11 protein-coding genes, 1 tRNA gene and 1 pseudogene are annotated in these 16,731 nt (G+C 42.3%); 6 read left to right on the top strand and 7 right to left on the bottom strand.

What is annotated here, in order from left to right; translation table 11 throughout:
- Positions 1–37: 37 nt before the first annotated feature.
- On the bottom strand, positions 38–328 hold the full coding sequence (locus SPB21_RS01455; RefSeq protein ID WP_499865126.1) for a hypothetical protein: 291 nt from the start codon (positions 326–328) through the stop codon (positions 38–40).
- Between the two features lie 745 nt (positions 329–1,073).
- On the opposite strand from SPB21_RS01455, the gene SPB21_RS01450 reads away from it, so the two are divergent.
- Positions 1,074–1,430 (top strand): hypothetical protein, encoded by a 357-nt coding sequence (locus SPB21_RS01450; RefSeq protein WP_499865125.1) that lies wholly within the window; start codon positions 1,074–1,076, stop codon positions 1,428–1,430.
- On the opposite strand, the gene SPB21_RS01445 is transcribed toward SPB21_RS01450, so the two are convergent.
- Positions 1,393–2,502, bottom strand: a complete 1,110-nt coding sequence (locus tag SPB21_RS01445) for a site-specific integrase (protein ID WP_499865124.1) — start codon at positions 2,500–2,502, stop codon at positions 1,393–1,395. The two genes, SPB21_RS01450 and SPB21_RS01445, sit on opposite strands and share 38 nt — an antisense overlap.
- A gap of 119 nt (positions 2,503–2,621) precedes the next feature.
- On the opposite strand from SPB21_RS01445, the gene SPB21_RS01440 reads away from it, so the two are divergent.
- The 3 genes and pseudogenes from SPB21_RS01440 to SPB21_RS01430 all read left to right on the top strand — a co-directional run.
- Positions 2,622–2,693, top strand: a tRNA-Gly gene (locus SPB21_RS01440).
- A gap of 314 nt (positions 2,694–3,007) precedes the next feature.
- Positions 3,008–3,370: a DEAD/DEAH box helicase gene (locus SPB21_RS01435; RefSeq protein WP_499865123.1), complete on the top strand. Its 363-nt coding sequence runs from the start codon at positions 3,008–3,010 to the stop codon at positions 3,368–3,370.
- A gap of 164 nt (positions 3,371–3,534) precedes the next feature.
- Positions 3,535–4,089 (top strand): annotated as a pseudogene (locus SPB21_RS01430) (DNA ligase-associated DEXH box helicase); the annotation flags it as partial.
- Between the two features lie 47 nt (positions 4,090–4,136).
- Here the strand turns inward: SPB21_RS01430 and SPB21_RS01425 are convergent.
- Complete coding sequence (locus SPB21_RS01425) at positions 4,137–4,622, bottom strand: hypothetical protein (protein WP_163696045.1); 486 nt, start codon at positions 4,620–4,622, stop codon at positions 4,137–4,139.
- Positions 4,623–5,933: 1,311 nt separating this feature from the next.
- Between SPB21_RS01425 and SPB21_RS01420 the strand changes: the two genes are divergently transcribed.
- Together SPB21_RS01420 and SPB21_RS01415 are read left to right on the top strand one after the other, a co-directional pair.
- Positions 5,934–6,197 carry a metallophosphoesterase gene (locus SPB21_RS01420; RefSeq protein ID WP_499865121.1) on the top strand — a complete coding sequence of 88 codons (264 nt, stop codon included), beginning with the start codon at positions 5,934–5,936 and terminating at the stop codon, positions 6,195–6,197.
- A gap of 391 nt (positions 6,198–6,588) precedes the next feature.
- On the top strand, positions 6,589–7,734 hold the full coding sequence (locus SPB21_RS01415; protein WP_499865120.1) for a transposase: 1,146 nt from the start codon (positions 6,589–6,591) through the stop codon (positions 7,732–7,734).
- A gap of 165 nt (positions 7,735–7,899) precedes the next feature.
- On the opposite strand, the gene SPB21_RS01410 is transcribed toward SPB21_RS01415, so the two are convergent.
- The 4 genes from SPB21_RS01410 to SPB21_RS01395 form a co-directional block, all read right to left on the bottom strand.
- Complete coding sequence (locus SPB21_RS01410; RefSeq protein ID WP_163696041.1) at positions 7,900–10,635, bottom strand: response regulator; 2,736 nt, start codon at positions 10,633–10,635, stop codon at positions 7,900–7,902.
- A 120-nt stretch (positions 10,636–10,755) separates the two neighbouring features.
- Positions 10,756–13,539 (bottom strand): response regulator, encoded by a 2,784-nt coding sequence (locus tag SPB21_RS01405; protein WP_499865119.1) that lies wholly within the window; start codon positions 13,537–13,539, stop codon positions 10,756–10,758.
- A 118-nt stretch (positions 13,540–13,657) separates the two neighbouring features.
- Positions 13,658–13,981, bottom strand: coding sequence for an STAS domain-containing protein (locus tag SPB21_RS01400; RefSeq protein WP_163665154.1), 324 nt, complete (start codon positions 13,979–13,981; stop codon positions 13,658–13,660).
- Positions 13,982–14,122: 141 nt separating this feature from the next.
- Positions 14,123–16,516, bottom strand: coding sequence for a glycosyltransferase family 2 protein (locus SPB21_RS01395; RefSeq protein WP_499865118.1), 2,394 nt, complete (start codon positions 16,514–16,516; stop codon positions 14,123–14,125).
- Positions 16,517–16,731: the final 215 nt, after the last annotated feature.

The raw sequence follows: 16,731 nt of genomic DNA, 5'->3' as shown, positions 1-16,731 counted from the left end.
CTCAAGGCCATGTACAAACATGGCCTCATTTTTTGCTCTAATCCACCCTGACTCGCTTCGTCAAAATTGCCATCACCTCATTGGGCCGACCAGTGGCCAGGGGACGACTCCAATCATTAGGCTCCGCATAGTTAAGCTTAAACAACAAGGCGATCGTATTCTGCACAGATGTCAGACTACCCAGTAGCATTAGCCTGACATCTTCATACTGATATTCCGGCAATGCTCCACTGGCAGGCGGATCTGTGGGCACACCTGTGCCCTGACTATTATCGATAAACATGGACTCTGATCTCCAAATAAACGACGAGAAGGAAACCAGAGCCATAAATTAGCCACCCCATGCATAGATGCAATCCGGGGTGGCATCAGGTACATTAAACCTGCGCTCCCAGGTTGTGTCAGCAACGTGGGGGTGTATGTCATCGGCATGGTGTGTCAGCACCTGCCGATGGCGCTAAATTATGGGCTCTGTAGTAAGGCCGTGAACAGCTTAAGGCTTACATTAACCACAACTTCTAACTGAGTCAAGGGACTTATTAGCCAGGTCAACATGAATAGGGAACCTGGCTAAAATCCCCTCAGGAAAAGGGATTCTGAATCTATGCTGATCACTTTACTCAGACAGGTCAATTTTTAGGGTCTATATTGCTCCCTATGCTGATTCAATCAATCAAACTCCTAAAAAATCAGGGTTTGATCGCAGCTACAACCTATTTCTAAGACACAAAAGCCGCAAGTATCAGCAAAACATATATATTCAACCCACAACCAAATTAAGTAATATTTCTATGTCAGCATAGATTCAGCAGTAGTCAGTCGTCTCTATTACTATGTGAGCTATCAGGACTGTTAACGATTCTCCAAGCTATCAAACTTTAGTTTTAAGAACCCAGCATCACATCTACCAATTGTTGAAGCGAAAAAGAGAGACTTTGGAGTCGCGCTATCCTGGATAGCCAGGAAAAAAACAGCGCGGTAAAAGTATGGGTCGTTGCCGATACTTTTACAAACTCGTTATCCCATTCAACAAATTCCTCACAAGACGTCAAATAGTCATAGGAATAAAGAAAATGGATAAACAACTATTTGAACGATTAGCTGGCATTGTTGACTGCACCAATGAACAACTAGCCCACACAACAGCTATTAACCACAAGCTCTTACAACGCATTGAAGACTTAACCAATGAGCTTCAAGAGCTAAAGAGCAAAGCTACTGTGAAAACTTGGTACAGCACCTCAGAAGTTATTCATGCCCAGTTGTTGCCAGTTTACTCCCACCGCGACAACCTGACTAGAGCGGCCCGAGAAGGTCGAGTCTTTCTACCTGGTAAAGAAGTCATTAAACCTGAAGGCTCCCGCGAATGGCTCTTCAAAGTTAGAGCAATTATCAAGCGCTGGGAACGAGAGGCGCTGCGGGCAGGTTAGATTCACTCATCACCTGTTTAATCGCTTGTTTTCCTCTGGCAATATCAATCCAGCGCTGATATATCTTCAAGTGAACATCAGGTGTATGGCCCAACAACTGAGCTGAAACCGTTTCAGGCACCCTGAACAATACTGTTGAGCGAATGGCCCAAGCATGGCGTAAGTCATAGGGAGAGAATGGCATTTTATATCTGCGAAACTGAGTATTAATTTTTCGGCCTAGATTTCCTTTTTCATAAGAGGCTTCAGCATTTACCTTTGGCCTGCACACCGTAGCCAAGTTCCATCGCTCCACCCATTCCGGATAAAAGGCTTGATAAACAAGACGGGGACCTGTTTTTCCCTTAAGAACTTGTAAGCCTTCATCTGTAAATTCGCAGAAGAAAACCTCATGGGGACGAATACCATAGGCAGCCATCATTCCATAAACCCACTGCCAGTTTTGATTAGGAATTTGTTCTCTCCACTGAGCAATTAATTCATCAGAGGGCAGGTCCCGCTCTTTTACTTTGCTAGGCCCATAATTGCCCTGATACTGCAGCAGGTCCACATCAATACCTGCAAAATTTGCCAAGGCCTGTAACCTTTGGCAAGTCTGCTGACGCGTCCTCGAATTTTCAGGTTTACTTAAACATTCATTCCGTAGAATGTCAGCTGTTAAGGCTGACGTTCGCGGCAGCTGTTTGAAAACCTTGTGCCAGTTCTCTTGCCATGTGCGATTTTCAAGCTGATTTCTTTGCCGATAGTCCTTCTCAAATCGCTTGATCACCTCTGCACACTGCTTAGACTTTTCCGTCCTGGCAGTAGCGTAATCATTCCATTTGAATGTGCCGTCCAGCAGCTTCCCGCCCAGCGTAATGGCCATACCCTCAGCTTTTCGGCGTCCCTGCTGATTATCTGGCAAGCCCGTAGATATCTGTTGCTGATGGTGGTTACGCTTATTGCTAGTCGGTTTAGGAGGCAGTGTGGCCTGTAAAATTAAACGCGCACCCCGTTTCTGCACAGATACGGGAATACAGGTGGCTTTTAGCCGCTCATTTACTGCCTGCAGGTTGCAATCCTTAGGTGCCATTCACATTAAAATTCACATTAAATGTTCGTCTGTAATTGTCTGTAATCATCTGTTTGCCGTCAAGTGAAAAACCTGCTATATTTACGTTCAAGCCATTGGAAACACTGGCAATATAGGTTGCGGATGTAGTTCAGTGGTAGAACGTCAGCTTCCCAAGCTGAATGTCGTGGGTTCGAGTCCCATCATCCGCTTTTTATGCCCTTAATGTACATATACCAGAACATGCGTTAGGTGATTATTAAGTCTAATTTAGATCGATTTATGGGGTAAGTTTGGGGTAAGAAATTTCATTGGTTTCGAGTGTTTTGCCATGGCTATACCCTGGGCAAAGCAAAGGTCTCATAAGTGGACGGAGGATGAAGATAAGAGGGACTACAGAAGATAGACAATGGAGGAGAGAACAAGGATTTCGATCCAAATTCACAGAATCCGAGTTTCCATCTCCTTGTGGATGACCTGGGCAATTGTTTGTAGGCAAGGCATTTAACATCCAGGTTAAGTATCCATGGCAATTACCCTATCGCCAATTTTGGCCTGGTTCAAACTCCAGAAATGGAAACCCTTACCCTTTCAAAAAGAAACCTGGGAAGCTTACCTGACAGGCAAAAGTGGTCTGATTCAAGTACCTACTGGCTCCGGTAAAACCTATGCAGCCGTCATGGGACCCATTGCCGACATGCTGGTTAATCCTGGTTACGGCCTACAGCTACTCTACATCACACCCCTACGAGCTCTATCTCGCGACATTGAACAAGCCATCCAAAAGCCGATTACAGCAATGGGCTGGCCACTCCAGGTAGAGTCTCGCACTGGGGATACTAAAGCATCCCAGAAGGAGCGGCAAAAGAAGAACTGCATGAGATTTTGATTACTACACCTGAGTCTCTATCGGTGCCGCTGTCCTACAAAGGGGCGCGTCAGCGATTTGGTAACTTACGGACCGTGTTTTGGATGAGTGGCATGAACTAAGGACAACATCTCTATGCATTCCCCTTTGAGGGAAGATTTGCTCATGAGGGCTTAGGATTTCTATGGACCCATCGTTTTGCCCAATATAAAAAAGCGACATTCACCGTCTTTGCCAATGATTACGGTTTTGAAATATTAGCTCCCAAAGGATATTCTTTTGAGTCTATCTTTCAAAACCACCAGGCTCATTTCTTTAACTTGAATAATATTGTTAAAGACATTCGAGCCAGTCTCAACATTTCAGAGTTGACCCAGCGACGCTTTCGCAGTATTGCTCAGGTGTCTAATCTGATCTTTCAAGGATATCCATCATCCCGTAAAACCGGTAGCCAACTCCAAGTCAGTGCTTCCTTAATTTACGAGGTTTTTTCTAAATACGAGGCAGATAACTTACTGCTACTCCAGGCAGAGAGGGAAGTCCTAGAACAACAACTAGAGCTAGAACGTCTGAGCATAGCTTTGGCACGGCTACAGACGTTTAAGGTGGTGTGGAAAACTACACAACGACCTTCACCCTTAGCATTTCCTTTGTTAGTAGAGCATCTTAGCGCACGCCTATCTAATGAGAGTTTGCTTGAGTGTATAGAACGTTTGAAAGATCAACTTGCTAATAAATAACTATTTTTGAGAGTATGTAGTTTAGTGGATAAGCGTTAGACTTGAACCTAGAAAGTATGGTCGTGCTCGTAATCAATACATTCACCATCCCTCCACTCACGAAAGCTTGTCTCACATTGCTCTTGATCATATTTGAAAGGCACGACGGTAGGATGGATTACGTCTGATGATTCATTCAGACTAGATGCATTACGTTGATTATTGATAGCTAATATGCGTTGACTGTAAGCTAGACCAAAGATAGTTGCACAACCGAGAAGTGAAATAAGAAGAAGAATAACTCTAGGGAGTATCTGAAAGTCTCTGTCAGCAAGCAGACGTTTTTTTGAACGGAGTTCTTTCCCTGCAAAAAGGACGAGATAAATTCCTTTTCCTGGGAAAGGAATTGACAAACGTACATTGATGGCATGATTTCTTTTAGGTAAAGATAGAGCAGATCGATGGAGGGCTTCAATCTGATATTCGCTAAATAAGCATTGTTCTTCTGGTAACAACTGCTCTATAATTCGCTGCATCAGAGCATGCTTTTGCATTGTCATTTAAGTGTATATGATGATTAGCAAATGAAATTTGATGGTAGAAAACATTCATTGATAGATAGCAACCTGATATATAGAAAGCTCTATAGCTGTGATTAAGCATAAACTAGAAAAAACGTAGATGCACTAACCTGGTTTTATTCATTGGTTCACTAAATAAGATATCTGTTTTGCCGAACATTGAGATGGGAAAAAACAACCAGATCTGCAACAAATTGCTTACATAATTTCGCTTAACTTTTGTTGAATCACTAAGTGATCTCCCTAATAAATACAGAGAAACCTCTAGTGGATATATGCTGATTGACCAAGGCTTGATCCAGTATGGTTTGAAACGCACCATCGATATAAGGAAATAATCTTTCAAGACTTCTTTGCTCATTCATGTCAGGAATAATAATAAGAGTAGAACCTCAGCTTAAATAATTACTGACAGAGGATTTCATAATGAACTGGGACTCGTAAAAAGATAGACGTTTGATTAGATAACAGTAAGCAACAAAAAATATGAAAAAGTCTTGGGACTATTGATAAAGCATTTCTGTGCCCTTGATACTTGAGATAAGTTGGCTAAGTGACTTTTTGAAACAGTGTGAATTTTGATATGAAACGATTTTAGGGGGTTCTCAAAAAGGTTTGAAATGCTTGTTTAATAAAGTTGTGGATTAGTTTCGTCTCTCTTTTAATTCCGATACAGTCTAAAGGCTTAGAATGCCCGAGTTCGAAATAGCAATGCCTTAAAGTGAATTCAAACGATTACGCTGTTTGTCTGTTGCCTATGCAATTTATCTACGCAATTTGTTTTAGATAGTGTTATTTTAGTGACAGAGCATGAACAGAGAAATCCGAAAATATACGGTTTACTGCAATATTTGATTTCTTTGTAAGGTCTAGTCATTTATCAGTTCTTTTAGGCATGATTTAGGCTTAAAAATGTCCAGGAATGATGATAAATCTGTATTTATACTGCTTAAAATGTAAATAAAACAGATTTTTTTGGCTTGGTTTATTGAATGCTCCTTAGGTTAGCAAAACCACCATATTAGTAGAGATGTCACGGATCAATATTTTTGTTAATCCTATCTACCTGTAGTAGTTTAGGATTAATACTATTACCGGCATCAGAATACTATGCGGTGCCTTCAGTAGGTTGACTACATATGTCAAATGACATGAAAATCGGGCACCAGGTAGATCTATTACAGAGAGAGACACTGGTATTGTTGGAACGGGCTTTGTATGTGCCTAAATATCATACTTTGCTACCATTCAGATGTGCATTTGGGTAAGGCAGAAACGTTTCAAATGGCCAGGATTCCAGTAGCGCAGCAGGTGAATGGCGAAACATTGAAGCAATTGAGATCGTACTGTAACAAAGTCCACCCCGAACAAATTTTTGTACTCGGAGATCTATTTCACTCTCGTCAGGGCATGGTGACTGAAATAGAAATTGCCTGGTCTACATTCCTGGAAGAGGTGGATGCTAAAGTTACCCTAATTGTTGGTAATCATGACCGAATAGCGTTAAAGTCTGTTTTTAATATGAACTATATCATCCAGTTCCTCTAGGCAAGCTATTGCTCAGCCATGAGCCCGTTAGCCTGAAGCACCTACCCAAAGGCTACATGAATATTTGTGGCCATACACACCCGGTTGTGTAATTAAAATCTACTACTGAGAGTCTGCGGCTGCCCTGCTTTTACCATGAGCATCAGTTCCAACGGCTAACACTACCCCCTTTTGGTGCATTTACTGGAGGGCATGAGGTTGCTATCGGTAAAGGTCGGACAGCTTATCTAACTGCTGATTGACTGACAAAAGATAATGCCTACACTGTTGAAGTGACTGTCTGTTTTGGATTGTAGCCAATAACGAAAGAAGCGGGAGTCCAGCGCTCTAGAATTAGATACCACTCAAATTATAGAAACGCTGTGAAAAAAACTCCCGCCTCTACGATGCCTTGAAAATCTGGCTGGGTCAAGGCGACAACTGGACACACCTTACCCATTTAACGACCTGTCTATGGATGGTCGTCGCGCTGATTCATACCGGCGAAGTAAACCTAACGAAGTGGGCCAAGTATATCCCCTGCCGAGGGCAGTACGCGCAAAGTCGCCAACGTCGTATTCGTCGCTGGCTGGGAAATCCACGCATCAATGTCCATCGGTTGTACAAGCCCATTATTCAAGCCGCGCTGGCGAGTTGGGAAGACGAGTGTCTGTATCTGAGCTTGGATACCACCCAGTTTTGGGATGAGTATTGTCTGATTCGGTTAGCCGTGGTTCACCGAGGACGTGCCCTCCCGCTGTCTTGGCGCGTGCTCAAGCATTCGAGTGCGACAGTTGCCTTCAGGGAGTATCACGAGATGTTAGTTCAGGCGGCTCGATACCTGCCGAAGGCGGTGAAGGTTATTCTGCTGGCAGACCGAGGATTCATTCATACCGATGCCATGAGTGCACTGCGCTGCCTGGGCTGGCACTATCGCATTCGACTCAAGAGCAACACATGGCTATGGCGCTCTACCGGAGGCTGGATACAACCCAACTCAGTTCATCTGGCTTGCGGCGAAGTGCGCTGTTTCCACACTGTTAAACTGCACAAGCAACAATGGTATGGTCCCGTCCATGTCATCGTCGGTCGCAATCCTCTCAATGGCGAACTCTGGGTCGTTGTCAGCGATGAACCCACTACGCTAAAAACCTTGCAGGAGTATGGCTTACGCTTCGATATTGAGGAGCTTTTCAAGGATGAGCAGTCTAGTGGTTGGAATCTGCAAAGGTCTGAGATTCGTTCGGTTTGTGACCTCTCACGCTTATGCTTCATCTTAGCGCTCGCGACACTTTACGTGACCGCGCAGGGCGTTGCTGTCGTTGACTCAGGCAAACGTCGATGGGTCGATACTCATGGGTTTCGTGGCAACAGCTATTTTCGCATTGGCCTTGATTGGATTCATGCGGCCTTAATCGATGGTTGGCAGCTGGTGACTCGTGTTGTGTTCTCGTCTAACACAGACCCTGAACCGGCTATGGCCTCTCGCTGGCAGCATGAGAAACGCTCCTTTCAGTTAGAATTTCAGGTCTTTACTACTCAGTTCAATCCTGACTAAACTTTTGTCAGTCAATCAGATCTAACTGTAGAAGGATGTCTGATTGTGTTAGATGCCCCAGCTTAAAGTTAATGCTTACGCATGTACTCATCAGTGTGTAAAAGATCATATTTTAGCTACTAACAGCAGCATCTAACTCTATTAGCCAGGGGCGCTTAATTGCCTTTATAGACTTGCTAGAGCCGCTTTAAAGTTGGAAAATGCTAAATTTAACTCATCAGATAGCTTTAGATCCACAACTTCCCTTTGTCTACCTGACTTTTCTAACGCTTGACATAGGTTTTGAAGAATTACACCACCCAAAGCTGCACTACTCGATTTTAATGCATGGGCATTTTGTTCTAGTTGTTCAGAATTGCCTGTTTTAATGGCTTGAATGATCTTATCGACTAATGTTGATGCTTCGGTGATAAAAAGTTGTCTAACGGAAGAAAATGCCTCTGACTCTACTCCACCTAATGCGCCTAATGTTGACTCAAGTCTTGTCATATCTAAGGCAAGAGCTTGGTGAGAGGTTTCTAAGGGTTGCACTTGTTTCAATGCCTTTACCAAATCTGGAACATGAATGGGTTTACTAATGTAGTTATTCATTCCAGCATTTAGACACCGTTCACGGTCACCTTTCATTGCATTGGCCGTTAAGGCAATAATATAAGGCCGTTTGTCGACAGACCATTGTTTACAGATTTCAGCAGTCGCTGTCAGTCCATCCATTTCAGGCATATGGACATCCATCAGAACTACATCATAGGTTTGCCGTTTCAGGGCATCGATGGCTTCATAACCATTACCGACTAAATCAGGTCGGTAACCCATTTTGCCAAGCCATTGGCGGATCAGTTGCTGATTTACTAGATTGTCCTCTGCAACTAAAATTCGGAGAGGGTGTTTTTGGGCTAGCGTACTATCATATAAATCCGCCTCATTTGTCACCTCAGGTGTCTGTATCTTGACAGGCTGATCGACAAACACCTGGTTGAGAACGTTATACAAATGAGATTGTTTAATGGGTTTATTGAGGAATGCCTGAAAGTTAGCTTTCTTCAAAGCATTTTCTGCAAGTTCTGGTTTTCCCACAGATGTTAACATTACCAGAGGGAGAGTTTTCCCATAAGGTTTAGTGCGAATCTCATTAGCAAGTGTCAGCCCATCCACTTCCGGCATTTGCATATCAAGAATAGCTACATCAAAGGAATCTTGATGACAACTTAGAATACCCAGGGCTTCATAGGCAGACTGGGCTACTGTTGATTGCATATCCCAGGATTGAGTTTGAAGAGCCAACATTTTACGATTGGTGGCATTATCATCCACAATTAGTACGCGTTTTCCTCTGAGTTGATGTGTTTCAGATTCTATGTCAAGTTCTAAGGAGGGCAGTACTTCAACAACAATCGAAAAAGAAAAGCAAGAACCTTCTCCCACAACACTCGTGACACTCATATTGCCACCCATTAGTTCACAAAGTTGTTTGCTAATAGCAAGTCCTAATCCTGTACCACCGTATTTTCGTGCAGTGGAAGAATCCACTTGACTGAAGGATTTGAAGAGACGGTTCATTTTGTCGGTAGGGATGCCAATACCTGTATCTTGCACATCAAAATGGATGGTTACATAATCCTTTTCGATATCTTGGTCTATATGTGTTTGTGAAGCAGTAGTAAAAGGCTTGGCATGAACTTTGACTAATATTTCTCCTTCGTGGGTAAACTTGATTGCGTTACCCACTAAGTTGACTAAAATTTGGCGTAATCGAGTGACATCACCCACTAGTCGGTCAGGTATACCTGGCTCTGCTAGATAAGCAAGTTCTAAGTTTTTTTCAGCTGCTTTAGTGGCAAGTAAATCTAGCGATTCCTCAATACAAGTTCGAAGCTCAAATGGGCACTCTTCCATATCGAGCTTCCCTGACTCAATTTTAGAAAAATCGAGGATGTCATTAATAATAGTGATTAAGGAATTACAACAGTTCCAAATTGTTTCTGAAAAATTTCGTTGTTCCTGGGTGAGATCGGTGTCGAGTAATAGACCAGACATTCCAAGGATGCCATTCATGGGTGTACGGATTTCATGACTCATGTTAGCTAAGAAATCACTTTTTGATTGTGCAGCAGCCAATGCCTCATCACGTGCGATCGCAAGTCCAACTAAATTTTCCTGTAATTGATCAGCCATTTGATTAAGGGCTCGGCTGACCTGACCAATTTCATCCGGATATTTAATTTGAATGCGTTGTTCCAAATTCCCTTCTTCAAAGGATCGGGCAAATTTGTTTAATGCTCGAAGAGGGGTATGTACTTGCCGATGAAATAGGACTATCGTAAGTAGACCCAATAGCAGACTTACCAATGCCGCTATTTTGACATGGAATAGGACTGCCAAGATGCTTTCTTGACGTAGTCTTTGATGTGAATAGCCCAAGCGAACTTCCCCTAAGGGCTGTTCAAGTGATTCAATGGGAATTTCTACCTGGCGTATTTGGGGTAGAGTACTGAGAGATTGTAAGACACTTAATGTATCACTAGCTTGAGTACCTGACTTATCTATTGTTGATTTGACTAAAGAATTCTTATGGTCGAGGGATTGTGTGATGATCTTGCCTTCTTGATTGATAATTACACTATAAACAATGTCGACATCTTCCGTAGTCTTTTGCATTAATGTCTCTAAGTACAAAAGATCGAGGCTCAAGATTGCTTCTGGAACAACATCGCTAAGAAAATCAGCTTTGCTTTCTACCTGATTACGTAAGCTAGTGATTTGTCGTGCTTGAGTTCGTTGGACTTGGATTAGCCCAAAAACCAGTTGCGTAGTGAGTGCACAAGACCCAGCTATGGTTAAGTAGCGTAATGCTAAACTTTGCCGAAACTGGCGCAAAAGTTTCTTTGCTACTCTTTTCATAATCTAGCAGTCCTTATAATAAAAAATTAGCGTCGCTTACTCTAGAAATAAGTTTTACTTTATGGAGCGGTAAAAAGACCTTTCTGTTGAAGTTTGAAATTAGATGCTGTAAACAGTAAATTACTGTAATGCTGCTAACGCTGTTTTAAACGTCATAAACGTTGAAGTTATTTGCTCAGTGTAACTAGTATCTATTGGGTCTTTGTAGCGACCAGTTTTTTCTAGAGTTTGGCACAACGTTTGAAGACTTACTCCACCAAGTGCTGCACTACTGGATTTTAAGGCGTGAGCAGTATATTCTAGTTGTTCATGATTATTGGTTTGAATAGCCTCTACAATTTTTGAGACTAAGGCTGATGCTTCACTTATAAATAGTTCTTTAAAGTCTGAAAATGTATCAGACTCTACCCCCCCTAACGCTATTAAGGTGGGTTCCAGTAGGTTTCTGTCTAAAGTAGGAGCACAACTAGATACTTCTAAAGGTGTTACTTTTTTTAGTACAGCGATCAAGTCTGGAACATGAATTGGCTTACTGATGTAGTCATTCATGCCAGCAGCCATACATAGATCGCGATCACCTTTCATGGCACTGGCAGTTAAGGCAACAATATGAGGCCGGTCAGCTGTAGACCACTGCTCACAAATTTTCTCTGTAGCAGTCAGTCCATCCATTTCAGGCATATGAACATCCATTAGAATGACATCGTAGGGCTGCCGTTTTAAGGCATCGATGGCTTCGTAACCATTGCCGACAATATCAGAACGGTAGCCTAGTTTATCAAGCCATTGACGAATAAGTTGTTGATTGACCAGATTATCTTCTGCGACCAATATTCTGAGGGGGTGGTTTTGAGCCAAAGTGCTATCTAGTCCAGATTGTTGATCAGATATAGACTTTTGTATTTTGATAGGCTGATCACTAAATACTTGGACAAGAGCATCATAAAGATGAGATTGTTTAATGGGTTTGTTTAGAAAAGCACTAAATTTAGCTTGATCTAGGGCTTTAGGATCAACCTCAGGTCTACCTAAGGATGTGAGCATGATCAGAGGTAATTTCTTACCATAGGCCTGATCACGAATTTTATGAGCCAGGGTCAGGCCATCGACCTCTGGCATTTGCATATCAAGAATAGCCACATCAAAGGAAGGCTGACAACTTAAGATGCCTAAAGCTTCATAGGCTGACTGGGCAGTGATGGGTTGCATTTCCCAGGACTGAGTTTGGAGGGTCAAAATCTCACGATTAGTAGCATTATCATCTACAATCAATACCCGTTTGTCTTTAAGTTGATGGGCGATATCAGAGACTTGCTCATTTTCTAGCGTGGGTAGAGCGTCTACTACTATCGAAAACGAGAAACACGATCCCTCTCCAACAACACTAGTTACCATCATTTTGCCACCCATTAGTTCACAGAGTTGTTTGCTAATGCTTAGCCCCAAGCCTGTACCACCATACTGACGAGTAGTAGATGCATCAACCTGACTAAATGATTTGAAAAGACGATCCATTTTATCGGTAGGAATGCCGATTCCTGTATCTTGAATATCAAAATGAAGGGTAACCAGGGATTCTTTACCCTGTGCATGACTGATGTCTTTTAGTTCGATATCTTCTATGGAAGATTGTTGGAGTGGCGTTGTGCGAACTTTAACTAATACTTCACCCTCATGGGTAAATTTCACTGCATTACCAATCAGGTTTACTAAAATCTGGCGTAGACGAGTGACATCCCCTAGGAATCTAGTAGGCGTGGAGGGGTCAGCAATATAGGCAAGTTCCAAACCCTTTTCAGCTGCTCTAGCGGCCAGTAGATCAAGGGACTCCTCAATACAGGTACGTAATTCAAAAGGGCATTCCTCTAGATCAAGCTTGCCGGACTCGATCTTGGAAAAGTCAAGAATATCGTTAATGATAGTAATCAACGAATTGCAACAATTCCAAATTGTTTCTGAAAAATTCCGCTGTTGCTGTGTGAGTTCAGTATCGAGAAGTAACCCGGACATGCCGAGAATCCCATTCATGGGCGTCCGGATCTCATGACTCATATTGGCCAAAAAATTGCTTTTAGATTCTACAGCAGCAAGGGCTTCATCTCGTGCGATCGCAATTTCTCGCTCTCGCCTTTCCAACATTTTTATTTCCAGATCTTTCAGCTGAATCACATGTTCTGAAGTTCGCTTTAACATAGCGTTAAAAGCCGTCATTACCTCTCCCAACTCATCGCGACGCTGTACAGAGAGAGAATAAAAACTAGCGTTTTTTTGCTCTAGCCCTATGCCTTGCTCAGCTGCCAACAGTAGATCATCCCGAAGACGTAAAATCGGTTGAATCACAGCTGGCCCCAAAGCCAACATGGTAGCAATTGTTACAAACAAACAAATTATCAGAACAAAAAAGACCATACGCCAAAAGTAATCTATGACTTCTGGCTGGATATTGGATGCATCCAATCTGGCGATGACAGTATACTCACCCCCTAGCCTATCGGCAGGCCACACTACATCATATCTTTGATCATTATTGCTACGTTGCTGTAGAGGAAGATTTGAGTCTATTTGGCCAAGTTCTAAAGCAGGTGCCTCTCCCACGTGCTTTAGAACTTGGCCATCAAGATCATAAAGAATAATTCCTTTGACCAAAGGGGGCAAAGCAAGATTCCCTTGAGGTATTGCTAAAGGTTGACTCTCACTATTAGCTGCATTGAACCTTGCCCAGGAATGTATAGCAACAAATCCTGTGTCCTCAAGCTGTTGTAGTAGCTCTTTCTCTTTTTTTTGCCAAGATGGAATGACAATCAAGGCTTCAATTAAGACAATACTACTAAATACCCACAAAGCAATGTGTCGGGAAAGACGTGCTTTGAAAGGACTAAGTAGTCTTTGAGGCAGAGATAGCATGGCTAAGCCTGTAGCTAGAGTTATTTTCTCAAGGTCAGCACCGTTTAAATTACCTATCTAAAAAATGAGCGTTTTCTATCTCCCATATTCCTTAAAGAGTGTGGAGTCTCAACTCACCTTAAGCAGCTAAAATCTTTGCTTCAAAGTCCTGTTGATCTATAAAAGTTTTAAATACTCGATCCATTTTTGTGAGTTCAAATAACATTTTGACCTGCTCTGTTAGCCCACAAAGATAAATTTGTTTGCCCCTAGCACGTACGATTTTTAACATAGCAACCATTGCTCCAATACCAGTGCTATTCATAAATGTCACCTGATTCATATCTAACAAAACAATGTCGATACCTTCGTGTAATAAGTCGGTGACTTGAAGCTTAAGCTCGTTAGTTGTAGCACCATCTAGGATGCCTGCGGGCTCAAGTGTTTTAAGATTTGTAGTCATGAGAATCTCCTAGAGATGATGATATAGTTCTAATCAAATTTGTCGAAGGTCGGATGTTGCTACTTGACTTATTCTGCTTTTACACAATAGCCAATGGTGTATTTTGTAAAACCATTGCAAGAACTAGAGCCTAGAAATAGATTAGGAACTTGTCTTAGGTTGCCAATAGGCTGCCCGAATGACGACCCATAATAACGCCAGGTGGTAACAACTCCACCCCACATTGACCAGGTATATTAGGGGATCTGGCCAATGACCCAAGACCAATTGGAGTAGTCCCCAGGCCATACCTGCAATAGTAAGGCCAAAAACAATTAATTGTATGCGTACAAGCTCCCAGAATACGCCAGATTGTCGTTGTTTAGGGGTGACCTTAAATGAGACGTTTTTGCCCGTTAAAACACTCCAGACGGCCTGGATTTGTAGCGGAAAAAGGGCAATGGCATATTGTTCATTACGCCATACTTCTTTTTTAGGGACTTTCCATGCTGCTGCCAACAAATTGAGGCGGTTAATTACATAGGTTGGCACAAAGTGTAATATAAACGCTGGGCCGTAGCTGCTAACAGGACTTAGACCCGTGAAAAATGAAATTATTGGACAGGCTAGAAAGACAATTACAAAGAAACCTGCAAAATAGCTGTACATCGTCTGAAAATATTGCATCCGTTGCCAGAATGTCAGGCCTGACTTGAATAGAGGATTATCTCGTACTAATACCTGTATTGTTCCTTGAGCCCAACGTAACTTTTGGGTTAAAGTTGAGCTAAGATCATCAGGTGCAAGTCCCTCTGCCAAAATTTCATGGTGATAAACGGACCGCCAACCCGCCGAGTGGAGGCGCATAGCTGTGTTCATGTCTTCTGTGATGCTAATGCTAGAGACTCCACCAATCAAATCAAATTCGTCTAAGCGACTTTCATCGGCTATAAAATCATTGGCAAAATGCTGTAAACCCATACTTACCAATGCTTCTCGTCGTAAGATCGCATTGGTTCCGGTATAAAATGCAGCATTCATCCCGTCCTTCCCTTGTTGAATAGGACCATAGAAAAAGTGAGCTTCATGGCCAAAGGGATCGCCTTTAGGTAGGTTGTAAAATGCTTGAGGTGTCTGTACAAAAGCGACTTTATTCAGCTCATAGCGCCCTTGCTCTAAGTTGAATCGGAAAAAATTAGGTAATACCCGCTGCAAAAGTTGTGGTTTAGGAATATGGTCAGCGTCTAGAGTGACAATAAAGTCACCCTGGGTTTCACCACAGAAAATGGCATGGTTAATATTGCCTGCTTTAGCATGGTGTGGGCGATCTTTAGGTTTGTGTCGTGCGATGTAGCGGCAGCGTGCTAGATCACTTAATGCAGTGGTTTGTTTGTCAATTTGTCCTTCTAGCTTATGAACTTCAGCCTCAAACGTTGATGTGGTACTAGTGTATTCTGGCTGAGTCAGCAATAGAAGTTGTCGTGTGCTTTGTAGGTACCCTTGGCTTTGCCAATATTGATGATCTTGTATAGAACTTTGCGGTACAAATTGCTTGATCATGATCAGGCAGTTACGACCACTGGGTTCACGTACATAAGTCAGGTGATCTGCAAGCTGCTTTAAAATGCTAATGCCTCTTCCCCGTTCTGCATTTTGATCAATCTCATCAGGTAGTTTTTGTAAATGCTTCTCAAAATCAAAGGGGGCACCTTGATCCCAAATACGTATGATAATGTCGCCATTTAGAATAACAAGCTCTAAGTCAATGGGGGTGTCTGGGGGTAAATGTTTATGGGCATGGCTGACTACGTTATCAAACCCCTCACCTAATAAGGTTTGTGCTGCAAACCAATCCTTGTTGGGAATCATGGGCTGTTTCATGGTACTAAACCAATCCATGAGTGATTCCAATTCATTAAAATCGGTTTTTATTTGAATTCTCTGACAACTCAGGGTTTCTTCAATCGATTCTAAATCTTGTTGTAAATACTGTATTTGTTCTAGGCGACTACTTAAATAATAACGTTCAGCTTCTATTTGTTCAGCGGCGAGTTGTAACTTTGGTGATTGCAGATCCTGTATACAAAGTTGTTCTGCCATAGCTCGCATGTCTGGAGAATTACCGTCATCCAGTATGTAAACTCGGAGCTTATTGACAGGATAATCTATTTTTAGTGCTGCCTGTGCTGTTTCTTGAACAATATCAACAGGTTCGCTGTAGCACGTAATAAATATATCAACAGTTGGATAGTCTGTTTTTGATAACGTTGGTGTGAGTTGATCCAGGTTTTTGACCCGTCGCTCAATCGGTCGCCATAACCCAACTAAAAACAGTATGCCTCCCATAAACATATATATTTCAGCTAATACAAGGGGGACTGAAAACCAAAGGGCCTCTGTATTAAGGGATTGGGTTAAGCGCCATTGCAAATACCATGTCCCAACGATTAGATTCACTAAAACCAGGTAACGAAATAGCAAGGTGCGATCGCGCAAGCGCACTTGGATATTGTTCATCAATGGTTTCTGGTCCAGCTGACCAATTAAGCTACTCATCCGTCAATTAAAATAGTTGTAAGTGACTCTTGTTTCTCTAATCCAATTACCTTAGTATTTTCACTGAATCTCAATTTATTGAGTAAGAATAAGACTAATCCTAATCTTCTTGTCAATGGTGATAGAGTATGCTCGCTCAACTAGCAGAGATATTTGTCCTATTGAGTTTTCCCATTAACGAGACTAGATAAACAACATTACTTTGTTGGTACTTA

The organism is Leptothoe sp. ISB3NOV94-8A (genome assembly GCF_043421595.1).
In the GTDB taxonomy this organism is placed as follows: domain Bacteria; phylum Cyanobacteriota; class Cyanobacteriia; order Phormidesmidales; family Phormidesmidaceae; genus Leptothoe; species Leptothoe turfae.
The sequence above is the reverse complement of the archived record's forward strand: the minus strand, read 5'-3'. Positions and strand labels throughout refer to the sequence as shown.